This is a genomic window from Simiduia aestuariiviva, assembly GCF_014192475.1.
Taxonomy (GTDB): Bacteria; Pseudomonadota; Gammaproteobacteria; order Pseudomonadales; family Cellvibrionaceae; genus Simiduia; species Simiduia aestuariiviva.
This window is the reverse complement of sequence record NZ_JACHXZ010000002.1, coordinates 869669-890717: the sequence shown is the minus strand read 5'-3', so window position 1 is coordinate 890717 and position 21049 is coordinate 869669. Positions and strand designations below refer to the sequence as shown.

General features: G+C 54.1%; 19 protein-coding genes. 9 read left to right on the top strand and 10 right to left on the bottom strand.

Features of this window, described 5'->3' with window-relative positions; all coding sequences use genetic code 11:
• Both FHS30_RS09740 and FHS30_RS09735 read left to right on the top strand, forming a co-directional pair.
• Window positions 1-4818 (top strand): LysM peptidoglycan-binding domain-containing protein (locus FHS30_RS09740; RefSeq protein WP_183910233.1); only part of this gene is annotated, 4818 nt, incomplete at its 5' end.
• 222 nt (window positions 4819-5040) lie between these two features.
• Entirely contained in the window at window positions 5041-5925 is an 885-nt protein-coding gene (locus FHS30_RS09735) for a glycerophosphodiester phosphodiesterase family protein (RefSeq protein ID WP_183910232.1), read from the top strand.
• A 4-nt stretch (window positions 5926-5929) separates the two neighbouring features.
• Here FHS30_RS09735 and cobB read toward each other — a convergent pair whose 3' ends face one another.
• Entirely contained in the window at window positions 5930-6631 is a 702-nt protein-coding gene (gene cobB / locus FHS30_RS09730; protein ID WP_343049012.1) for a Sir2 family NAD+-dependent deacetylase, read from the bottom strand.
• A complete protein-coding gene (locus FHS30_RS09725) occupies window positions 6618-7157 on the bottom strand; it encodes a PadR family transcriptional regulator (RefSeq protein WP_183910231.1) in 540 nt (179 codons plus the stop codon). The genes cobB and FHS30_RS09725 overlap by 14 nt, the downstream gene beginning before the upstream one ends.
• 162 nt (window positions 7158-7319) lie before the next feature.
• Here FHS30_RS09725 and FHS30_RS09720 point away from each other — a divergent pair, with 162 nt between their 5' ends.
• The gene (locus FHS30_RS09720) at window positions 7320-8942 is read left to right on the top strand and encodes a phytoene desaturase family protein (RefSeq protein ID WP_183910230.1); all 1623 of its coding nucleotides are present in this window, start codon (window positions 7320-7322) and stop codon (window positions 8940-8942) included.
• A gap of 78 nt (window positions 8943-9020) precedes the next feature.
• Here FHS30_RS09720 and FHS30_RS09715 read toward each other — a convergent pair whose 3' ends face one another.
• A complete protein-coding gene (locus FHS30_RS09715) occupies window positions 9021-9590 on the bottom strand; it encodes a hypothetical protein (RefSeq protein WP_183910229.1) in 570 nt (189 codons plus the stop codon).
• 90 nt (window positions 9591-9680) lie between these two features.
• Window positions 9681-10991: a prephenate-dependent tRNA uridine(34) hydroxylase TrhP gene (gene trhP / locus FHS30_RS09710; RefSeq protein WP_183910228.1), complete on the bottom strand. Its 1311-nt coding sequence runs from the start codon at window positions 10989-10991 to the stop codon at window positions 9681-9683.
• A 110-nt stretch (window positions 10992-11101) separates the two neighbouring features.
• Here trhP and FHS30_RS09705 point away from each other — a divergent pair, with 110 nt between their 5' ends.
• On the top strand, window positions 11102-12196 hold the full coding sequence (locus FHS30_RS09705; protein ID WP_183910227.1) for a GGDEF domain-containing protein: 1095 nt from the start codon (window positions 11102-11104) through the stop codon (window positions 12194-12196).
• 19 nt (window positions 12197-12215) lie between these two features.
• Here the strand turns inward: FHS30_RS09705 and FHS30_RS09700 are convergent, their stop codons facing one another.
• The gene (locus FHS30_RS09700) at window positions 12216-12995 is read right to left on the bottom strand and encodes a glutaminyl-peptide cyclotransferase (RefSeq protein ID WP_183910226.1); all 780 of its coding nucleotides are present in this window, start codon (window positions 12993-12995) and stop codon (window positions 12216-12218) included.
• Between the two features lie 24 nt (window positions 12996-13019).
• Between FHS30_RS09700 and FHS30_RS09695 the strand changes: the two genes are divergently transcribed.
• Window positions 13020-13646 (top strand): DUF502 domain-containing protein, encoded by a 627-nt coding sequence (locus tag FHS30_RS09695; RefSeq protein WP_183910225.1) that lies wholly within the window; start codon window positions 13020-13022, stop codon window positions 13644-13646.
• Between the two features lie 67 nt (window positions 13647-13713).
• On the opposite strand, the gene FHS30_RS09690 is transcribed toward FHS30_RS09695, so the two are convergent.
• The gene (locus FHS30_RS09690; RefSeq protein ID WP_183910224.1) at window positions 13714-14028 is read right to left on the bottom strand and encodes a late competence development ComFB family protein; all 315 of its coding nucleotides are present in this window, start codon (window positions 14026-14028) and stop codon (window positions 13714-13716) included.
• 48 nt (window positions 14029-14076) lie between these two features.
• Window positions 14077-16128, bottom strand: a complete 2052-nt coding sequence (mnmC, locus tag FHS30_RS09685) for a bifunctional tRNA (5-methylaminomethyl-2-thiouridine)(34)-methyltransferase MnmC2/FAD-dependent 5-carboxymethylaminomethyl-2-thiouridine(34) oxidoreductase MnmC1 (RefSeq protein ID WP_183910223.1) — start codon at window positions 16126-16128, stop codon at window positions 14077-14079.
• A 145-nt stretch (window positions 16129-16273) separates the two neighbouring features.
• Here mnmC and FHS30_RS09680 point away from each other — a divergent pair, with 145 nt between their 5' ends.
• Window positions 16274-16672 (top strand): MAPEG family protein, encoded by a 399-nt coding sequence (locus FHS30_RS09680; RefSeq protein ID WP_183910222.1) that lies wholly within the window; start codon window positions 16274-16276, stop codon window positions 16670-16672.
• Between the two features lie 51 nt (window positions 16673-16723).
• Here FHS30_RS09680 and fldB read toward each other — a convergent pair whose 3' ends face one another.
• From fldB to trmL, 3 genes are read right to left on the bottom strand one after another with little or no spacing between them, the layout of a single operon-like run.
• Window positions 16724-17245: a flavodoxin FldB gene (fldB, locus tag FHS30_RS09675; RefSeq protein ID WP_183910221.1), complete on the bottom strand. Its 522-nt coding sequence runs from the start codon at window positions 17243-17245 to the stop codon at window positions 16724-16726.
• Window positions 17242-17688: a flavodoxin domain-containing protein gene (locus tag FHS30_RS09670; RefSeq protein ID WP_183910220.1), complete on the bottom strand. Its 447-nt coding sequence runs from the start codon at window positions 17686-17688 to the stop codon at window positions 17242-17244. Before FHS30_RS09670 ends, fldB begins: the two co-directional genes overlap by 4 nt.
• A gap of 39 nt (window positions 17689-17727) precedes the next feature.
• The gene (gene trmL / locus FHS30_RS09665) at window positions 17728-18192 is read right to left on the bottom strand and encodes a tRNA (uridine(34)/cytosine(34)/5-carboxymethylaminomethyluridine(34)-2'-O)-methyltransferase TrmL (RefSeq protein ID WP_183910219.1); all 465 of its coding nucleotides are present in this window, start codon (window positions 18190-18192) and stop codon (window positions 17728-17730) included.
• Window positions 18193-18522: 330 nt separating this feature from the next.
• Between trmL and FHS30_RS09660 the strand changes: the two genes are divergently transcribed.
• Genes FHS30_RS09660 through FHS30_RS09650 form a run of 3 tightly spaced genes read left to right on the top strand, consistent with a single transcriptional unit; the run spans window position 18523 to window position 20721 of the window.
• Window positions 18523-19452, top strand: a complete 930-nt coding sequence (locus FHS30_RS09660) for a type IV pilus biogenesis protein PilM (protein ID WP_183910218.1) — start codon at window positions 18523-18525, stop codon at window positions 19450-19452.
• Window positions 19449-20072, top strand: a complete 624-nt coding sequence (locus FHS30_RS09655; protein ID WP_183910217.1) for a hypothetical protein — start codon at window positions 19449-19451, stop codon at window positions 20070-20072. Before FHS30_RS09660 ends, FHS30_RS09655 begins: the two co-directional genes overlap by 4 nt.
• A complete protein-coding gene (locus FHS30_RS09650; protein ID WP_183910216.1) occupies window positions 20059-20721 on the top strand; it encodes a hypothetical protein in 663 nt (220 codons plus the stop codon). Before FHS30_RS09655 ends, FHS30_RS09650 begins: the two co-directional genes overlap by 14 nt.
• The last annotated feature ends 328 nt before the right edge of the window (window positions 20722-21049 follow it).

Here is a 21049-nt window from a genome sequence, read left to right as displayed (position 1 = left end):
GGTGGCGCCAATAATGCAGAGAGTCGGGGCGTTGAGTTTAGCGGGTTAGAGCGGGCGTCTGGCGCGAGTGATCTGCTAACGGGTTCGGCGCTTGCGGATAATTTTGAATTACTAGCCGATGGTACGATTTCGGGTAATGGGATTTTGTTCAATGGCATTGTCGGCGTCAATGCTGGGGCCGGTAATGACAGCGCGGTTGGGCGATCTGGAGTTAGTTGGGCCGTTAACGGCTTAAACAGCGCCGTTAATGGTGGTGTGGTGTTTAACGGGATCGACGCGCTGACGGGTGACTCGCAGTCACTGCTGGTTACTACCGGCGATGACGAGCTGCAGGTCACGGGGCTAGGTAGCGTTAACGTATGGGGGATGGACATTACCTCCACCACCGGGGATGGTTTAACACTGGTTGATATGTCTACGGGTGTCGATACGGTCAGGGCCCGTGCCGGTGAAGATTTTGAATTGTTAGCCGGCGGCCTTGGCGTGCGCACTGATGGCATTGATTTTATCAATGTTGAAAACGCTGATAATGGCGGGATTTACAGCGGCGATAGTGATGGCGTGTTTGAGATTATTGGTACCAAAAGGATTCGATCAGGCGAGATTTATTTTAATAATGTAGAGGAGTTCAATGCCGAGGGTGGTTACGACGTTATCATTGGCTATGCGGGTGAAGCGTGGCAAATTTTGTCGGAAAATTCAGCAAAAAATTACGAAATCGTATTTATCAATATAGAAGAAATTCGAAGTTCCTCAGACCAAATTTATGGATCAACAGGGGCCGATGATTTTGTGTTTATAAATGGCTCACAGCTGCAAGTGGCGGGTATGGAGGTGCTTTTCACTGCAGGCCTCTCGAGCATTGATGGCGTAGCGGGAGAGGATAGCTTTCAAGGCCTTTCCGGCACCCATTACCTATTAAATGAAGATTACAGCGCTGTCTCTGCCGATGGTATAGATCTCCTTAATATCAATGATTTGCAATTAGGTAGTAGTTTGACCGGTCGGGCTGCGACGGATGAATTTTCGGTGTCCAATAGCGGGCAGGTTGCCGTGGCTGGATATACCTTTAGCGCGCTCGACAGCGTCGCCGGAAACGGCGGAAGCGATAGTGTAATTTTTTCTGACGCCAATACGGTGTCAGTCGACAGCACTGGCGCAGTGACTTATACAACTTCTAAAGACCTGCTGTTTTCAGGAATGCAAGCCTATACGGGATCCATTGATACCCTGGTGCTGGGTGCCGATGTGGCCAACGTCGATATTTCCACCGTGGGCCAACTCTCTTTAGCCGGTGTTACGTTTGATTCATCCTCTAGTGCGCCGCTGGCACTCAATGTAGGCTCGACGGCAACATTGCTGAATTACGGTGCCGCGCCAATCACCATTAGCGACGTGTCTGGACAAATAGAATCCGCAGGAGTGGTTGCTAATGGTGTAGGCCGAGCTGATGCGAATTTTGTGCAGGGTGAAGGTGTTGTTTCACTAACAGTTACAGGTAGCGGTACGCTAGAGGCTGCTGGGATTGATTTCACCAGTGTTGCTAGTTATGACGGTTCAAGCAGCAGTGACGATGTATTCGGCGGTGATATTGCGTTGGTGGGCAGTGCAGGGCAGCTGGCGTTTGAAGGGATTGAGTTTACCGCCATTGAGCAAGCGACAACTACTACCGGCCAGGTGTTTGGTTCGAATCAGTCGGATGTGGTTATCTTTAGTGCGGATGGATCAATCACCGCAAATGGTATTTCCTTAACGTCAACCGCGGCCAGTGGCTTCAGCACAGTCGAGCTAGGTGACGGACTGGATCGAGTCACAGTGTCGAATGGTTCTGCGTCACTGACCGGTAATGACAATGAATTTTATGTGGGATCAGTATTTGTCAGCGATGTTGACATCGCCACTTCGGCGGCGATAGAAAGCAGTGTCGATGTAGCATTCGACTACCTTTCAACGCAGAGTTTGCGCGCGCAGAATATTGTCTTTGATGGTCTGTCTTCGGTGACTACCAACAATGCTGAGGGTAGCCTTGCTGGCGCAGGTCATATTCAAGAAAACATTGATGGTTCACTGACAGCGGGGTCTATGAACTTCGTTGGTCTGGATTTCGTGCAAGCTAACAGCCTTCAACTGTCGAGTGCGGACAATGTTATTGATGTTGATGCCAGTGGGAATGTTACCGCCTCAGCCGTTCGCTTTTCTGGCTTGTCGGCGTTAAATACCGGTGGTGGCACCGATCGTATTCATGCCACCTCGACTAATTCCTGGAGCATAAGTGATGACGCACACGATGTTTCCCTCGGCAGTCTAGGCATATCGGGAGCAGAGGTGCTTTCGGGTGTGACGACATTAGAAAGTTCTAGTGCGGGTCAGCGGGTAACGGTTACAGGTGCTGGCGAAGTAAATATAGGGGCTATGTCGATTCGTGATCTTGTCGAAGTCAGTGCCACCGGCAGTGGTTCAATTGTGCAAGAACGTCAGGGCACCGTTTGGCAATTGAAAGACGCGCTATCACAAGTCGTGTCTGACAGCATCGCGTTTAGCGGGTTTTCTGAATTCCTAGCTGATGATTCCACGTTAGTTGCCGATGGCGCTGCTGCCGAAACCTTTGCGGTTAATTCTGATGGCTCGCAGCTGGCGGCGGGCAATGTAGTGTTTGGTGGGGTAACGCAGCTCAATGGTCAAGCAAACGATCAGCTGCGCGTTGCAGACAACACCGCCATTGCACTAACTGGGCAGTCGGCTGTAGTAACGATAAATGAACTGAAATCACAGGGCATCAAACAAATTACCGGCGAAGGCATTGCCATAATCGGGACTGCTGCCGTTGATAACGTAGCGCTAGAATCAGGCGCCAATAATATCTACGCAGACGGAATTCACTTCGAGGGCGTGACACAGTTTGACGCGGGCGGCGGTAGTGATCAGCTATCCGGTGATAACGCCAGTCGAAGCTATGTGTTGGACAGTGCCGCTCAGGTGAGCGTTGCGGGTATTACATTTAAAGGCATCGAAACCGTTAATGCGTTGGGTGCTGAGGATGTGGTGTCCTCGAGTGGCGCAGACTGGTATGCGCAGGCCCAAGGTGGTGCGCTGACAAGCAAAGCGAGCCAAGCGGTTGTTGGCGATGTATCTGTGTTGTTTACGGGTATCGAAACTATCGAAGGGGTAGGTTCGCTCTATGGTGCGGATGTGGGTTCACATTACCAATTGACGGACTTAAATTCCCTCGTCTATGGCGACATTACTTACAAAAATGTCAGCCAGCTGGTGGCCGGGGCCGCCAACGACACCTTGCGTGCGGGTGACACATCGACAAATTGGAGTTTGCAAGCGGCCGGCAATACCGCTGTTAGCGGCAGCCAAACCTTGGCGTTCAGTGGTTTTGAATCGTTACAGTTAGGTAGCGGTGCAGACACGGTTGTGTTTGGCGGGGGCAGTGTTAATCGTATCGATACAGGGGCTGGCTCAGACAATGTAAAACTGATCGGTGGCTCACTGGGGTCATTGCACCTAGGTGCTGGCAATGACCATTTGGTGGTGGTGAATAATGCCTTAGCACCGGCGAGTTTCTTTGGCGGAGCCGGGGAGGATTCACTGTTATCTGAAAGCGGTTTGGCTTGGTCGTTGATCGCCACCGATGCCAACAATGGCTTGGGTGACTACCGCTTTACGGGCTTCGAAACCTTGTTGGATTCGGGCGCTGCAGTGCAAGTCGCCACACAAACGTCGAATTACTTAAACGGTAAGACGCTGGCGTCGGGCGGCATGTCGCTTTCATTTGATTCGGCAAACAGTCTGGATCTCACGGCCGGCGCGCTCGGTGCAGAATCTGTGACCGGTAATCTTGCCATTGATTCGCTGGTGCTTGCTGCTGCTGGCGATGTCAACCTTGGAGTAACAGCGAATAATCTTAGCGTTACTAATCTGTCAGACGCCATTGATGTTCAGTTGGCTATTCAAGGCGATGCTACCGTTAAGAGCATTAACGCGGGTAACGGCGATATTCTGTTAACGAGCAGTCAGGCCGGTTCACTTTACTTTGAAGCCGGCCAAGAAAATTTGACTGCGTCGAATGTACAGCTAGGTACTGAAGCTCAGCCATTTATCGCCATTGGTGATGAATTAAATCCCGCTGTAATCCGCGCTAGCGATAGCGTTAAGTTCGTGTCGTTGAGCTATGTGGAACCACTCTATGTTGGATTTATTCCGACTGTGACAAGTTTTGCGGGTAATCGAATCGAATCAGTTTATGGCGCACAAGCGGCGCAGGGCGTTAAAAGTGCGGTGCAAACTGCGGTTGAAGATTTCGCTCAAGTTGACCCGGCAATTTTTGAAGCGGTGAGTCCTTACAGCACCAGTGCCAACGCTTTGGGCGGCGGAGAGTTCCGCCTGGTGGCAGGGGTCTTACTGCCAGCCGATGCAACGGCCGCAGGTAACGACGAAGAGCTGGAGGATAACGCAGAGCGGGAACAAGCGCCCACCCAGTTAATAGAGTTGCCTGAAGATGCCGTTAAGCCAGAGTTGAAGGAGGGTTTTGAATCCACCTATCAGATCAAAAAAGGTGACACATTTTGGGATATCGCGGAGAAGTTCCTGAAAAATCCCTATAAATGGCAGGACCTTTGGAAGCAAAATCCCAATGTGAAAAACCCCCATAAAATTTTCCCCGGCGATGTCATTAAGGTCATTCTCATCAGGGGCAATGCGTATTTAACCATTCAGGCTGCGCCTCAATCTGAAGATGCACTGTGTACCGCAGGGTGGCCTATGCGTGCAGTTGCGTGGGTGCCAATGGTTACAAATAATGAAAGGTCCTAACCTGCTGCCATAATTCAGTCTGGATGGGAGTAGCCAAAAGAGTGATTCTAAAGAGGCGTGTATGGGAGTTTGTGGGCTTTTCCAAACGTAGAAGATGGTAGATGGTGCTGATTCGTTTTCCCTACAGGCAATCCTAGAGTGCAATTACTAGGTGTTGTGGGTCTGTTCAGGGCGTCCGCGAGCGGTTAGCATGGGCGCCTTAGTTTATTGGACGGCGGCATCATGAAGCGCACTTTCAAATATTTTTTAGTAACACTTGGGCTTCTGGCCGCTGTATACGGTGTGCTGCGTTTCGCTGTGCCCGTATCGCAGGTGAGTCATCCGTATTTTGACAATACGGACTTCGAGGTAATTGCCCACGGCGCGGGGCAGGGCTTACAACCCAAAAATACCTTGGCGGCCGCCATGATGGCCGATCAGGTGGAAGCCGATATTATCGAGATAGATATTCACGCCAGTAGCGACGGTGTGTTGGTGATGAGCCATGATGAAACCGTGGATGACATGACCAATGGTACCGGTTTAATTCGAGAGAAAACCTTTGCTGAGCTGGCCGCGCTAGACGCCGCCACCGGTTTTCGAAAAAGCGACGGTGCGCCGCTGGTCGGTACCGGTATCGGCATTCCCGCGCTAGCCGATGTGTTCACGGCGCTACCCGAGGCCCGCTACATTATCGAAATTAAACAGCTATCTCCCAGCATTGCCAAACCTTTGTGTAGCTTGGTGCGCGAGCGGAAATTGACTGAGCGGGTGTTGATTGGTTCGTTTTTCACTAAGCCTCTGCAGGAGTTTCGAGCAGCCTGCCCCGAGGTGGCTACATCCATGTCACAACCCGAAGTGACTAAATTGGTGGTGTTGCAGAAATTGCGCTTGGCGCATTTGTACGATGTGCCGGGTGTCGCACTGCAGGTGCCCGTTGCCTCGGACGGCATCCACATTGTCAGTCAAAGTTTTGTGGACGACATGCAGGCGCGCGGGTTGAAGGTGCATGTATGGACAATTAACAACGTGGATGAAATGCGCGAGTTAATTGAAATGGGCGTCGATGGCATTATCACCGATTACCCAGATCGACTTAAGGCCGTGTTGCGCACGGCCAATGAATGATCCGCTAGCCGTTTTTTACGCGCGCAACAAATTCCGGGACCTTCATTGTGGCCGGTCCATACCAGCCCTCATCAAAATGTGCCGCATTTGCTGAGGGCTCTAGGTTAATTTCAACGGTTTTGGCACCGTAGGCTTTGGCCTGTTCGCAAAAGCCGGCGGCTGGGTAGACATTGCCTGACGTACCGATGGATACGAACACATCGCAGGCCGCCAGCGCTTGATAAATCTCATCCATGTACAAAGGCATTTCGCCAAACCATACGATGTGTGGTCGCAGCCGTCCGTGAGTGTGGCATTGACCGCACACGTCGGCTGCGTCTAGCGATTGCAGCCAGCGCACCACGGTGCCACAGCGAGTGCAGCGCGCTTGCGTGAGCTCGCCGTGCATGTGCAACAATTGGCGACTGCCGGCCTGCTCATGCAAATTGTCGACGTTTTGGGTTACCAAAAGAAAATTCTGAGCGAGGTGGTGTTCGAGTTCCACCAAGGCCACGTGTGCCGCATTAGGCTGCGTATCTAACAGGGCGCTACGGCGCAAATTATAAAATCGATACACCAATTCAGGGTTTGCAGCAAAGGCCTCGGGTGTGGCCACGTCCTCAATGCGGTGATTCTCCCAAAGACCATCGTTGTCGCGAAAAGTTTTTAACCCGGACTCGGCCGATATGCCAGCACCGGTCAAGACCACCATCTTAGGCGTTGCCACTGAGAACCTCCCGCGTGTCCTGCGCCCACGCCAACCAATTTTGTTCGCTACTAATGCCTAGCTTTAGGGTGAGGTAGGGCAGTTCGAAAAGTTGCTGCTGATCTTTGGTGAGGGCTTGGTATTCTTGTTCAATCCCTTGCAGCTTGCTCAAGCTCTTGCGGTGCAATGCGATGTGCTCATCTAATTCCTTAATCAGTTCAGTGCGGGGCAGGTGGCGACCGCCGTAGAGCTTGATCAGAAACGCATCCTTATACTTGTTGGGTTTAGCGGGCTGAGACAGCCACCGTGTGAGGGCGCCGCGGCCGGCATCAGTGATGGTGTAAACCTTTTTGTCGGGGCGGTCACTTTGAATTTCGGTGTCGCAATCTAGCCAACCTGCGCTGGCCATAGTTTTGAGCTCTTTATAGACCTGCTGGTGGCTGGCATTCCAGAAAAACCCCACAGAACCCTTAAATTGTTGACTAAGGTCGTACCCCGATGCTGGATTGTCGGCCAGTAAAACTAATAAGCTGTGTTTAAGTGACATAGAATCGGTGTCTCAAGCGCTTTTAGTAGTTAGTAGCTACTAGCGCTAATCATTATGGGAATAGCGTCTCATGTGGCTATGCAAATTCTTGCATATTGCTGGGCGCGGCGCTATCTTATGCAAAAAGTTGCATAGCAATGGCGCCCAACATCGGAGACTGGTATGAACGCTCACCCTCAGCCCGCAAAACGCACGGTCCGCACCGGCCGTCGATACCGAACCGGTCGCGCAGCTAATGATTACGACGTTGTGGTTGTTGGCTCGGGCATCGGCGGACTGTGTACTGCGGCGCTCTTGTCTAAATTGGGGCGCAAGGTGTGCGTGCTAGAGCAGCACTACACGGCGGGCGGTTACACCCATAGCTATGAAAATGCTGGATATGAGTGGGATGTGGGCGTGCATTACATCGGCGAAGTGCACAAGCGTAAATCCATTCTGCGACGAATTTTCGATGTAATCAGTGATCGCGGCATACGGTGGCAGGCAATGGATGAGTGCTATGACCGCATCATCCTCGATAATGAAGCCTTTGATTTTAGGGCCGGGCGGGAAAATTTTGTGGCCGATTTAAAGGCCCGTTTTCCCGAGGACACCGCGGCAATCGACGCGTATATGGCGCTGTTATTGCAACTGAGCCGCAAGGTGCCGTTTTTCTTTGCCGCGCAAGCACTGCCGCGCTGGTTTGCACGGCTGTATCGCCCGCTGCGCAAATTCATGCTGCCCGCGTGCGCATTTCAGACAACCCAAGAAGTGCTCAGTGGGCTTACCGACAATCAACAGTTAATCGGCGTGCTGACAGGGCAGTGGGGCGATTACGGCTTGCCGCCGGCGGAGTCAAGTTTCTTAATGCATGCGATGGTGGCCAAGCACTATTTAGCGGGCGCGGCTTATCCGGTGGGCGGCAGTTGGAAAATTGCCGATGCCATCGTGCCGGTGATTCGACGCGCGGGCGGCGAGGTATTCACCTATGCGGGCGTCGATAAAATCATTATTGAGGGCAAGCGCGCGGTGGGTGTTCGACTGCAAAATGGCGATGAAATTCGCGCCCCACAAATTGTGAGCAATGTCGGTTTTGTGCCCACCGTCAAGCAACTGCTTAATAAAAGTGTGCAGTCGGATTTTAAACTGGATACATTGGCTGTACCCCTGTCGTCGGCGCACCTGTGCGTCTACGCTGGATTTAAAGGAGACGCACAATCACTCAATCTAGACTCCACCAACTTGTGGGTTTACCCCGATGCCAATCACGATTTAAATGTGCACGCGCATCGGCAAGATATGAATGCCGACTTTCCATTGGTCTACATATCCTTCCCATCGACCAAGGATCCACAATGGTCACAGCTATTCCCCAATAAAAGCACGGTAGAAATCGTCACCATCGGCAGCTTAAAGCAATTTACCCCCTGGCTTGGCAGCCAGTGGAACAAGCGCGGTCAGGATTACGATGCGCTCAAAAAGGAAATCGCCGAACGGCTGCTGGAAGTGCTTTATAAGCACCGCCCGCAATTGCGCGAGGCGCTGGATTTCTATGAGCTTTCAACCCCCCTGTCCACGCAATGGTTTCAATGGAACGATGCCGGCGAAATCTACGGTTTAGATCACACGCCCAAACGTTTCGAACAACCCCAGCTGCACACAGAAACCCCGGTAAAGGGGCTCTACCTCACTGGCGCTGACGTCGTAACCGCTGGCGTGGGTGGTGCGCTCATGGGTGGCGTCATGGCCGCAGCGCGGATGATGGGGTGGCGTGGATATCAAGTGTTTGGATTGTTGAAGCGGTAGTTGTTTACTAGCAGTGCAAACGAGTTTGCACTGCTGCGGCAACATAGTGATTGCTTCGTGTGCTCAACCTCGATGGTCTCAACTACTAAGAACGATGCCCTGATCAGATAGCGTACCCAGCATAGATAGCAAAACCAGTAGGGCCAATACCGTATGGGCTTTAATGTTTTTCACAAACACCATCGCAAGTAGGCAAAGGCATAAAACACTATTTGCCAGGATGTTTTGAAGGTTTATCTCGGTAGCGGCTAAGTGGCTAAACACCAGTGGAATGATGACTAAATACGCTATTAAGGTGATGTAAAAGGGTTTCACATGATCCATGAAATAGCGCTTCATCACTAGGCCTTCGCGGGGGACATCATGGGGGAGTGCGAGTGCGCTGAAGAAAAACGTTGTGATTGGCAGTAAGCTCAACAGCAGTAGGTCCAATGCATTTTCTATTTGCACCGTGGCGGTGATATGAAACATGCCCCACCAACCATTTATGATCATTAAAAAACACACCAAGGCCCAGAGCAGTGGCAGGAAGTGCCAGTTCACTGCCGCTCTGTTAATTAAAAGTCGATGTAGACTGACCAATAGATCCGCAGCGCTCAGGCTATAGATTATGCTCACAAAGGGCAGGATGTACTCTGATTGTGTCATGGCGATACTGGCCTAATGTTATTGGTTTTATAGAGGATGTAACTTCGCAATTAGCGCAATCTTACCTGAACTTTTGGGTAAAAAACCTGCTTACATATACCGCATCAACATCGCGTAATCGGCTTTATCGCCCAGCTGCACTCCGTCTGGCAATTGAATTTTTACCTGATGACCGCTGCCCGGTGCGGCATCGATGGCGTGGCCTTTTTTGTTTTCAATGGCGCCTAAGTGAAAGCGTTGATTGCCGGCCGGCGTGATCAACTCTACCTGATCGCCCGTTTCAAAACGGTTTTTCACATCCAGCGTTAACCAGTTGCCGTTTACCTCTAAGGCCTCGCCCACAAACTGCTGGTGTACGTTAGCGGAATTGCCCTGGGTGTAGTTCTGGTATTCGCTCGGTATGTGGCGGCGGTAGAAGCCCTCGGTGTAGCCGCGGTTGGCCAGGTGATCCAGTTCCTGCATCAAGTTCATGTCGAAGGGCTTGCCCGCGAGGGCCTCGTCGATGGCGCGGCGGTAGACCTGAGCAGTGCGACCCACGTAGTAGTGGCTTTTGGTGCGGCCTTCAATTTTCAGGGAGTGAATGCCCATTTTGACCAAGCGCTCCACGTGCTGCACGGCGCGCAGGTCTTTGGAGTTCATGATGTAGGTGCCGTGCTCATCTTCGTAGGCGGGCATGTACTCACCGGGGCGGCTCTTTTCCTGCAGCAGCACCGGTTGTACTTCGTCGTTGGGGTCGAACAGCTGCGGCTTGTCGACGGCAATCAAATCGCCCAGTTCGTTTTCTTTCGCTTCGTGGGCGTTGTATTCCCAGCGACAGGAGTTGGTGCAGGCACCTTGGTTGGGATCGCGATGGGTCATGTAGCCCGACAGCAGGCAGCGGCCCGAATAGGCGATACACAGGGCACCGTGCACGAACACTTCCAATTCCATGTCGGGCACTTGCTGGCGGATGTCTTCGATTTCATCGAGCGATAACTCGCGCGACAGGATCACTCGCGAGATGCCCTGCTTGCCCCAGAATTTGACCGAGGCCCAGTTGACGGCGTTGGCCTGCACCGAGAGGTGAATCTCCTGCTCGGGCCACTTGTCTTTGACCAGCATGATCAGGCCCGGGTCCGACATGATGAGCGCATCGGGCTTCATCTCGATCACCGGCTCTAGATCGCGCAGGTAGGTTTTCACCTTGTCGTTGTGGGGCGCGATATTGCTGGCTAAGTAAAATTGCTTGCCCATGCCGTGGGCCTCTTCCACGGCAGCGGCCAAATTTTCCAGCTTGTTAAATTCGTTGTTGCGCACCCGTAGGCTGTAGCGGGGCTGCCCAGCGTAGACGGCGTCGGCGCCATAGGCGAAGGCGAAGCGCATGCTTTTGAGGGTGCCAGCGGGGGAGAGCAGTTCGGTCATGGGGTAACTCATACGTAAATACTAATTGCGCGCTATTCTATCTGAATCCCCTTGAGGGGGCAGCGCTTTGGCCGATATTCATAAGCAGGTGAATTGCCGATGGTACGAGCTTGGACTTAACAGCCGAAAATCAACGATTACAGGCCATTATTGACCGATTAGTGGGGCGGATTGATGAAAATCAACGCATTGCCCACCGGTTTCAGGCCTTTGAGTTCCAATTGCTGGAAGCTGCATCGCTGCCGGAGCTGTTTGAGGTGCTGATTCAACAGGCGCCAGTTCACTTTAACCTACAGGCCATCAGCCTGATTTTATTCGACAAGGATTACGTGTTGGAGCAGCTGTTTGAGGCATTGGATCTCAAGCACTGGGTGCCTAGAGTGCAACTTCGGCACCGCGAAGACTTTTTCGAGCAGCTGTATGGTCAGCGCCAGCAGCCGGTATTGGGCGAGCTGGACACCCTGTCTCAGGGGCGACTATTTCCCGGGGCGAAGCCAATCGGCAGCTGTGCATTGCTGCCGCTGCGTGCGCAGGGGCGGCTGCAAGGCAGTTTACATCTCGCCAGTGAGCAGGCAGACCGCTTTACCCCAGATAAGTCGGCGGATTTCTTACAGCATTTGGCGGCGGTTTTAGGCTTGTGTATTGAGCACTGTGTGGCACAGGAGCAGCTGCGCCGAGAGGGGCGACAGGACCCGCTCACCCACGTGGGCAATCGCGCGGCGTTTGAGCAGGATGTGCATTTAGAGCTGGCGCGGGCGGAGCGCAACCATTTACCGCTCAGTTGCTTCTTTGTGGACTTGGATCACTTTAAGAAAATTAACGACAACTACGGTCACTCGGTGGGCGATATGTGTTTGCGCGAAGTGGCCAAGGTGCTGCAAGCGGAATTGCGTAAAACGGATGTACTGGCGCGCTTTGGCGGCGAAGAGTTTGTGGCGCTACTGCCCGTGTGCGATGCCGATCAAGCCATGGAGACTGCGCTGCGGGTGAGCCAAGCCATTGCAAAGATGAAAGTGGAAACTTCTGCGGGCCAAGCGGTACCTCTCACCGCGTCGATTGGCGTGTGCAGTTGGGAGCCGCGCACCCATAAAATTCCCATGGAGGCCTTGGCCGATGCGTTGTTGCGCCAAGCTGACGCGGCTATGTATTTGGTGAAAAAGGCGGGCCGCAATGGCGTGCGCTGGCAACCCTTGGTGGTGCAATAACGCCGCGCTTTGGCGGTAATTATTCGGGCTGCCAATCCAGTAATTTAATCTCATAGAGCTTGCGCCAATTTTTACCGGTCACCCAAAAAGTTTCGGTTGCCGCGTTAAAGGCGATGCCGTTGAGCGTGGCGTGGTGGGGCAAGCCGTTGGTGTGCAGCTTCGCTTCCGCCTCAATGATTGGGGATAGGTCTACGTAAGCCACCACGTGGCCCGTATCCGGTGCTATGGCCACAATGTGTGGATCAAACCACACGTTAGCCCATAGGGTGCCGAGGGCGTATTCGAGTTCGTTGAGTCGATGCAGCGGCTGGCCGTTAAAACTAACCGCCTGCTGGCGAATGACTTGAAAATTTGCATCGCGCCACGTGAGCTGATCGCTGCCGTCACTCATGATCAAATGTTGACCGTCAAACGCGAGCCCCCAGCCTTCGCCTTTAAAGCGCGCGACTTGCTGTACGGCAAAGTTATTGGCATCTAAACGCTTGGCGATACCCTGCTGCCATGTGAGCAACCACAACCCCGACGCCGTCGCAGCCAGCCCCTCGGCAAAATCTTGGCGGGGTAAGTGGCGCACCTGCGGTTTTTGTGGGGCATCCGCTGCCAAGGCATAGCGCTGTAGGAATGATTTGCCATAGCCGCCACTGGACTCCACAAATTGATCGCCCTCAATTAAGAGCCCCTGGGTAAACGCGAGATTGGGGTGCGCGCGCTCGGACACTAAGGTGTAATTGAGTCGTTGTGGCGTTGCTTGCGCCAGACTTGTCATGACAAGCAAAGCGATAGCCAGTACATTAGGCACGCGAATTTCTCCGGGAGTGTAACTGTGAAACGCATTAAATCATTTATCTGGTTGACCCTGCTAGGTGGTGTGGCGGTGGTCTTACCGCTGTGTATTTTATTGTTAGTGGCGCACTGGTTTTACACCCTGCTCAGTGATTTTTTAGCGCCAGTGAGCGCCTGGTTGGGGCCGTATGTAGGTGTTTCTGCGACGGCGGCCGATGTGGCGGTTATCGCGGGCTTGTTGGTCTGTTTTTGCTTGATCGGTCTGCTTGTCAAGACCGGCGTGGGGGCCTGGATTCATCGCCTGTTTGAGGGTGTGTTGACGCGCGTCGCACCGGGATATAAAACCATTAGTGATGTGGTGGGGCAGTTTTTAGGGGGCGGATCAACCAGTTCACTGTTATCGGGTGAGGTTGCCTTGGCGCGTATTTATGGCCCGGAAGTGCCGGCGACAGTGACAGTCATCGTGACGGCCAAGCACGCCAATGGTGACTATTCGGTGTTTATGCCCACGGCGCCCATTCCAACGTCGGGCGTGGTCTACCACTTGCCGGCGAATTGTGTGCAACTGTTGCCACACGTGAGTGTTGAGTCGGCCATGCGCACGATCATCGCCTGCGGCGCAGGCTCGCAAGCGCTGTTTGACACACCTGTTGCGACCAAACAATGAATTGTGCTGCCTAGTAGTAAAAGTGCCGTCTAGCAGCAAGAGTGCCGCCTAGCAACACGACTGGCGCTCAGGACTCGTGATTTTCCTCTTCGCGTTTCAATACATATTTAATGGCTTCTTTCACGGACTTGCGGACTTTCTCCTGCATTTCTTCCTGCTCTTGTGGCGACAGGAAAAAACTCATATCCACATCGTGGCGAATGTAGCGCGGTGGTAGATGGTTGAGCGCCACACAGGCGACGTCCGCCATAAAATCGGCATCTTCCAGTGCGCGCTCACTGCGCTGCGCAATTTCGTCGAGGACTTGCAGTTCGTAGTAATTGTGAATGGAGTCGACACCCGCAGGTAGCTGATCCCTTCGGCGTCCGGCGTGTAGCAACATGGCGCTTTCCTCTGTGATTGATCTACAGAGTGTAGAAGAGCTTGGCGATCAGCGCTTTCGGCGGGCGATGTCGCGCATTAAAAAGCGCGCCGGATGCAGCGCAAGCGCTAAATCAGGGTGCAGGGGCCATGGGCTGTTATCGGCGATGGATGCCAGCCATTCAGCGCACAGCGGGGTGTAGGCCAAGCCGCGCGAGCCATGGGCCGTGTTGATCAGTAGGTTGGGCCAATAGGCGGGCGCGGCAGCGATGGCGGCGCGGGCGTTGCGACGCAGACCAGCGTAGATGTCGGTCATGGCTTCGGCGTTTGGCACTGGGCCGGCAATGGGCAGGTAGTCGGGCGCGGTACAGCGGAAGCCGACCCGCCCCGACAGGGCATCTTGGTCAATGTCTTCGAGCTCAGGTAGCAGGCTGCGCAGGGTTTGCAGGTTAGTTTGATGATCGATTGGGCACAGGTCTGTGCGGGTATCTTTAAGGTTGAACGTGGCGCCAACGCTGTGTTGGCCCTCGTACAGGGGCGCGGTATAGCCTTCGCGCGTGATTACACAACGCAGGGGTGCCAAGGGCGGCTGGCTCGGCAACCTTGTTACTTGGCCGCGAATGGCTTTGAGCGGCAGGTGATTACACTGTGGAAATTGCAGTGCGTGATGGGCGCAGGCCACAACCACCAGATCCGCCTCCAGTTCGCCACTTTCTGTGGCGGCAGACCAGCGGCCCGCGGGCTGCGGATTCAGCGTCTGCACAGGCGCATTGAACTGCGTTTGAATGTTGGGGTGCTGGAGCAGCCAGTGGCACAGTGCGGTCGGGTTGAGCCAGCCGGCGGAGGGTAGCCAGGTGCCGCCTTCGCTCAGGGCTAAGCCCGCTTGCGCGCTGGCTTCCGGGGCGCTCATCCAGCGCGCAAAGCCCGACGGAAGGGTTGCCAGTGCGGCCCTCTGTTCGGCTTCGGTATCTTTTTCGTGGGCCAACTGCAGTACACCACAAGGCGCGCCGTGTTCAGGTTGGGCGGTCCAAAACTCCCCATAGGTGTTCAAGGCAAATTGCAGTGCCGCTAAATTGAAACGACCTTGCGGGTGGCGTTGCGGCGATAATTTGGCGTAGACCACGCCCTGGGCATTACCCGAGGCCCCATTCGCTGGGCCCGAGCCTGCGTCGACCACAATCACTTGCCAGCCGCGCTTCGCCAGCGCATGGGCCGTGTGACTGCCCGCGATACCTGCGCCAATCACCAGCGCGCGGCGGCCTGCGGGCTGGCACCGGGTGTGCGCCCAGGGGCTTTTGGGTTTGGGGTGGTCCGCTGGGGCCGAGGCTGCGCAGGGCGCGGTGGCCGCCTCGGGGGTGCCGTGGGGCAGTAGGGCGGTAAGCATTTCGCGCTTTTGACCAAACCCCTTGGCTTTTTCGGTTTGAAAACCCGCGGCTTGCAAGCCCCTTCGCACACTGCCGGCGCTGGTAAAGGTGGCCAAGCTGGTGCCCGGCTGAGACAGTGCTACGAGTTGCTGAAACAGCGCGGGCGACCACATGTCGGGGTTTTTAGCGGGGGCAAAACCGTCCAAAAACCACGCATCTATGCGCATTTTCGGGAGTGTAAACTGCGGGTGCTGGCGATGTTCTTGGTGGCGCAGCGCGGCAACCGCTTCGCCAATCATGAGCGTGAGTTTTACCCGACCATTGGCAATGGCGATGGGATAGATTTCCTGCTCGGGTTGGAGCGGGTAGGCGGCGACCAACTGCTCAGCCAGCGGCGCCAGTTGCGGCCACAGAGCGAGCGCCTGGGTTAAATCCGATCGATTAAGTGGAAACTTTTCCACGCTGACAAAATGCAAAGTGGCAGTTGCGGGCGCTGTGTTGAGCCAGAGCTCAGCGGCAGCCAAAAAATTGAGGCCCGTGCCAAAACCTGTTTCGCCGATGGTGAAGTGCCCACGCTCGGGCAGCGACTGCCAGCGTTTGGCCAAATGATTGTGTTGCAGAAACACATAGCGGCTTTCTTCCAAGCCGTTGGCGCTGGAAAAATACACGTCATCAAATTGGCGTGAAAAGGGCTGGCCATCAGCCCAACTCAATTCAACGGATGTTGTGCGTGTTGTATCGGTTCCAGATTTGTGCACGATTTGGCGATTTTCCTGTGGCGTGGCTCTGCATTTGAATTTGCGCGGAGCCAAAGGCTGTAATTTTTTGTTTAATGGGGTAGATTCTGGCACTTGCCTCGGGTGTCACCCCGCAACCATAACACTAAGAATATCGGACGCATTTATGAGTTACCCATTGATTGTTTCGCCCCTGTACATCGCCCTGTGTGGCCTGCTGATTTTGGTGCTGGCCATTCAGGTGGTTCGCCATCGCTTAAAGCACCGCGTCGGTGTTGGCGCCGGTGGCCACCCAGAGCTGGAGCGTGTCATTCGCGTGCATGGCAATGCTACAGAATACGTGCCAATGTCGCTGTTGCTGTTGATGGCCCTTGAAGCCACAGGCGGCGCCGCATGGTTGATTCACGCGTTTGGATGCAGCTTGTTTATTGCGCGCCTTTTGCACCTGTTCGGCCTGGGTAGCAGCGCCGGTCCGTCTAAGCCTCGCCAGCTGGGCATATTGATCAACTGGTTGATGATGCTGGGGTGTGCCGTGTTAATTTTGTGGCGCATGTTACAACTTTAGTTTTAGCTGTAGCCCGCCAAATCTTGGCGGCTTTGGCTCAATAATTTTGAGCTACAGCTGCCAAGCGTCGATCAAGCCGTCACACCAAGCCGCAATGCGAGCCTCGCTGTCTTCGAATTGATTTTCGTCATCGAGCGCCAATCCCACAAAAAATTGCCCGTCGCTGGTTAGCGCCTGCGAGCCCTCAAAACTATAGCCTTCGACGGGCCAATAGCCCGTGGGCAGCGCACCGGCGGCGACGAGCTTGTCGTGCAAATAGCCCATGGCGTCCAAAAACCATTCGGGGTATCCGATCTGGTCGCCCTGACCATAGAGCGCGATGTGTTTGCCCTCAACGGATATTGTGTCTAGCTCCGGCCAAATATTTTCCCAATCTTCTTGCAGTTCACCGTAGTCCCAGGTGGGAATGCCGAGGATTAAGTAGTCGTAATCCTCGGCGAGGTTAATGGGGGTGTCTGCAATATTGAAGCAGGTGACGCGATCGGCGCCGAGACGCAGCTGAATTTTTTCAGCCGTCATTTCGGTGTAACAGGTGGAGCTGCCGTAAAACAGCCCTATGGGCGTTTGACTCATAGCGTGTCAATCCAGCCCTTGAGCCACGCCAGTGCCTGCTCTTGGGGGTCTTCGCCGGTCATGGCGTCCAAAATAAGTGGCTCGCCATCGCGCAGGGCACCGATATCGGCGAGTGCGGCATCCAGTCGATGGCCGGCCTCGGCAAAGGTGGGGTAGCAGCTGTCGCCCAGAATCACCATGCGGTAGTGCTGGCCGGCGATGGCGGGAAATTCCTGTGTGAGTTGCCCGTAAAAATCGAGAATATTATCGGGTAAATCGCCGGCGCCCGTATTGGAGGTACAAAAGATCCACAGCGCGTCTTTGTTGTCTGTGAGGTCTTTGGCTCGAGGGCTCATTTCAACCTGGGCGGTGTGCCCGGCGGATTCCAGTTGTTTGGCCAGCGCTAGCGCCACCCCTTCGGCAGTGCCCATTACGGTGCCCACGAATAATATTACTTTGGCCATGTCGATGCTCTGTTGATCAAAAGGCGGGCATTTTAGTGCCTATTGCGCCCCGGTAAAACCCAATTGACGCCAAGCCTCAAAGGCGACAATGGCCACGGCGTTAGATAGATTGAGGCTGCGCGAGTTGGGCACCATGGGAATACGCAGTAGATTGTCAGTGGGGAATTGGTTGCGAATGTCGGCGGGCAGCCCCCGAGATTCGGGACCGAACACCAGCCAATCGCCGGCTTCAAAGCGCTGCTCTGAGGGCGCGCGCTGGCCCTTGGTGGTGAGTGCAAACATGCGTGCTAACGGCGCTTCTGCCAGCAGCGCTTGCCAATTCGCGTGCTTGCGGACTTGGGCCCACTCGCCGTAATCCAACCCCGCTCTGCGCAACTTTTTATCGTCTAATTCAAAGCCGAGGGGCTCAACGAGGTGCAATTGCGCCCCCATGTTGGCGCAAAGACGGATGATATTGCCCGTATTTGGGGGGATTTCTGGCTCAAATAAAACAATATTTAGCATTTATCTCTCTTTTGGGCAGAATTTCTAGTGATGTGCGAAAGCAGGTTCGGCCAATTAAGTTTTCACCTGACCAACTTGCGGGAAGTTATTGATAAAACTACAGTTATAACGAATTGGTGAATATTTTACGGTAATCGGCACCATTTCTCACCGTCGTTACCCGTGGCTGACCGCCTAGGCTGTCAGTTTCAGTTGCCACCGTCGAGGGTGATGGATTCAAGCAGCGGCTTGGGCGTCTGCCATCGCGAGGCTTTCCCACCCGCCTGTTTCAAGTTTCCGCCAACACGCCGATAACCTTCCGAATATACCGCGTTAACTATTGGGGGCAACTTGCTTAAGTCTTTATGGTCACGATCGCAGCCAGCGGGCTTGGCCGGACTCCAGTTCCGCAGCGGCCAATTAAATCTAGCGCACTGTGTTCGCGCCGATGACCAGCCGCGCCTGCGAATTTGTGAATCGCTCGAGGTGGACGACACGTGGGACGCGCGCGCGCAGCTGTTGGGTGAGCGGGTAAAAAGCCTCAACCTCGCCGGTGTAGGCTGCAATCTGGTATTGGAGCCAGAACACTACCAACTGTTCATGATGGAAGCGCCCAAGGTGCCCGATGAGGAGCTGCGCGAGGCCATTAAGTGGAAGGTAAAAGATCTCATCAACTTCCCTTTGGAGGAGGCCGTGATTGATGTCATGCCACTGCCAGAGGATTGCGGCCGCGAGGGGCAAAAATTAGTGTATGCCGTGGTGGCAAAGCGCGAGTTTATCAAGCCCGCCATTGCCGCAGTACTGGATGCCAAGCTCACACTTAACAGCATCGACATCGATGAAATGTCGGCCCGCAATTTGGCGTTGGCGGCGGCACCCGGGCCCCGCGGTGTGGCGCTGGTTCACATCAATGAAGGGCAGGGCGCGATGACGCTCGTAAAAGAGGACTGTCTATATTTGTCCCGCAGTTTTGCACTGAAATATCAGGGGGGCTTGCTAGATGACTTGCCCGTCGAGGCGCTGATTCTTGAGTTGCAACGCTCTTTTGATTACTACGAGCGTCAACTGGGTCAGGTGCCACCGGCGCAAATATGTTTATTTGGTGAGCATGTCACCGCCGATAAGATCACAGAGGAATTGCGTAAAGCATTCTGGGGCGTGGAATTCAGTGTGCTCTCCATCGCTGAGTTGGTTGCGCCAGATGATCAATATGACGAGGCGATTCTGCAGCATTGTGCAGCCGTTATTGGTGCGAGCCTGCGTCAGGAGGATGCCGCATGAGCTGGCAGCAGATTAATCTCTACCTGCCGGAGTTGCAGCCCAGCAAAGAATTGCTGACGGCAAAAAGCGCGGTGGGGGTGCTGATATTTGCCGTGGTTTTATGCCTTGGGCTCAGCGCGCTCGATATCTTTGAAAATCAACATCAAAAACAAAAGCTACAGGCCCTGAGGGCAGATTTTGACGCAGGCCAGCAGCGCATGACCGAGGTGCTCGCCGCGCTGCCCCGCAGCCAAGCCGCGGTGTTGCAAAAAGAATTAGACGAGCAGCGAGCTGAGCTGGCACGCCGTGAGCGTATCTATCAGTTGATACAAAGCCAAAATCTCGGCAACAGCGATGGATTTTCTGGCCAGTTGCAGGCCCTTGCTCGACAGCATCAGTCGGTGTTGAGTCTTAGCGCATTCAGTCTGCTTCAGGGCGGCCAAAAAATTACCATGGCTGGCGAGGCCAAGATCGCCGAAGCCGTGCCCCAATATCTGCAGCGCCTGCAATACGAACCTGCCTTTGCGCAAGCAGTTTTCGGCAACATGATGATTGAGCGAACGAAAAGCGGTCGCGTGCAATTTAGTTTGACCCACGATGCACAAATAACTCAGGCGGGAGGACGCAATGGACGCCCTTAATCGCTACCGAGAAAAATTTGAAGCCCTGGGTCAGCGCGAGCGTGGACTGGTGTTGGCGGTTGCCTTGGTGCTGGTGTACGCGCTATGGAATTTAATCATTGGCGGTGCACAAACGGCGCAGCTCAAGCAAATTCAATTGGAAATTAGCCAGCTAGAACAAGACCTGCAAGCGCAAAATCAACAGATCAGCGATTTGCAAACGAAGCAGAACCAAGATCCGGATGCGGAGATACGTCGACAAATTGCACAGACGCGGTTGGATTTAAAGAAAGTGGACGACCGCCTGGCCGGCTTGAGCGTGGGCCTTATTGCAGCGGCTGACCTACCCAAAGTGCTGGAAAACGTGTTGCTGCAGACCGAATCTTTAAAGCTAATAAGTCTACAGACCCTGCCCATTCAGCAGCTGCAATTGACGGATGAAGCGGTGGAAGCCAACGCTGATTTGATCACTGGTGTGTTCAAGCACCGAGTGCGCGTCAAGCTGGAGGGCAGCTATTTCGATATCGAAAAATATATGTCGGCCTTAGAGCAGCTTCCATGGCGATTTTTTTGGGCGGATTTGCGCTATAAGGTGACTCGCTATCCCGCAGCAGAAGCGGAGCTGGAAGTGTATACACTCACCACTGAGCGAGGTCATTTTGGTGCATAAGTACTTGAAAACACGCGCTTTGATCCACGCTCTCTGTGGCGGATTTGGTCGCTATGTGTGTGCACTTTGTATCGGATTTTCCAGTCTCGAGGGGTGGGCACAGCCACCCTCTTTATCCGATCCAACCCGGCCATTGAATTACCGGGCCACCGCAACTGCCCAGCAGGGTTACCAACTAAGTTCTATATTTCTATCAGAGCAACGCGCGCGCGCCATCATAAATGGCCAGTTGGTGGGGGTTGGAGATAGAGTCGGTGCAGCAAAAGTGGCCCGCATTGAAGCGGGGCAGGTGGTGTTGCAGACGCCGGATGGCGTTAAGTCGCTCAGG

Bases quoted from the DNA above. Each gene is read 5' to 3' on its own strand.
- FHS30_RS09735 (WP_183910232.1), top strand. From the start codon at position 5,041: ATGAAGCGCACTTTCAAATATTTTTTAGTAACACTTGGGCTTCTGGCC.
- FHS30_RS09725 (WP_183910231.1), bottom strand. From the start codon at position 7,157: ATGTCACTTAAACACAGCTTATTAGTTTTACTGGCCGACAATCCAGCA.
- FHS30_RS09720 (WP_183910230.1), top strand. From the start codon at position 7,320: ATGAACGCTCACCCTCAGCCCGCAAAACGCACGGTCCGCACCGGCCGT.
- FHS30_RS09715 (WP_183910229.1), bottom strand. From the start codon at position 9,590: ATGACACAATCAGAGTACATCCTGCCCTTTGTGAGCATAATCTATAGC.
- trhP (WP_183910228.1), bottom strand. From the start codon at position 10,991: ATGACCGAACTGCTCTCCCCCGCTGGCACCCTCAAAAGCATGCGCTTC.
- FHS30_RS09690 (WP_183910224.1), bottom strand. From the start codon at position 14,028: ATGTTGCTACACGCCGGACGCCGAAGGGATCAGCTACCTGCGGGTGTC.
- FHS30_RS09680 (WP_183910222.1), top strand. From the start codon at position 16,274: ATGAGTTACCCATTGATTGTTTCGCCCCTGTACATCGCCCTGTGTGGC.
- fldB (WP_183910221.1), bottom strand. From the start codon at position 17,245: ATGAGTCAAACGCCCATAGGGCTGTTTTACGGCAGCTCCACCTGTTAC.
- FHS30_RS09670 (WP_183910220.1), bottom strand. From the start codon at position 17,688: ATGGCCAAAGTAATATTATTCGTGGGCACCGTAATGGGCACTGCCGAA.
- trmL (WP_183910219.1), bottom strand. From the start codon at position 18,192: ATGCTAAATATTGTTTTATTTGAGCCAGAAATCCCCCCAAATACGGGC.
- FHS30_RS09655 (WP_183910217.1), top strand. From the start codon at position 19,449: ATGAGCTGGCAGCAGATTAATCTCTACCTGCCGGAGTTGCAGCCCAGC.
- FHS30_RS09650 (WP_183910216.1), top strand. From the start codon at position 20,059: ATGGACGCCCTTAATCGCTACCGAGAAAAATTTGAAGCCCTGGGTCAG.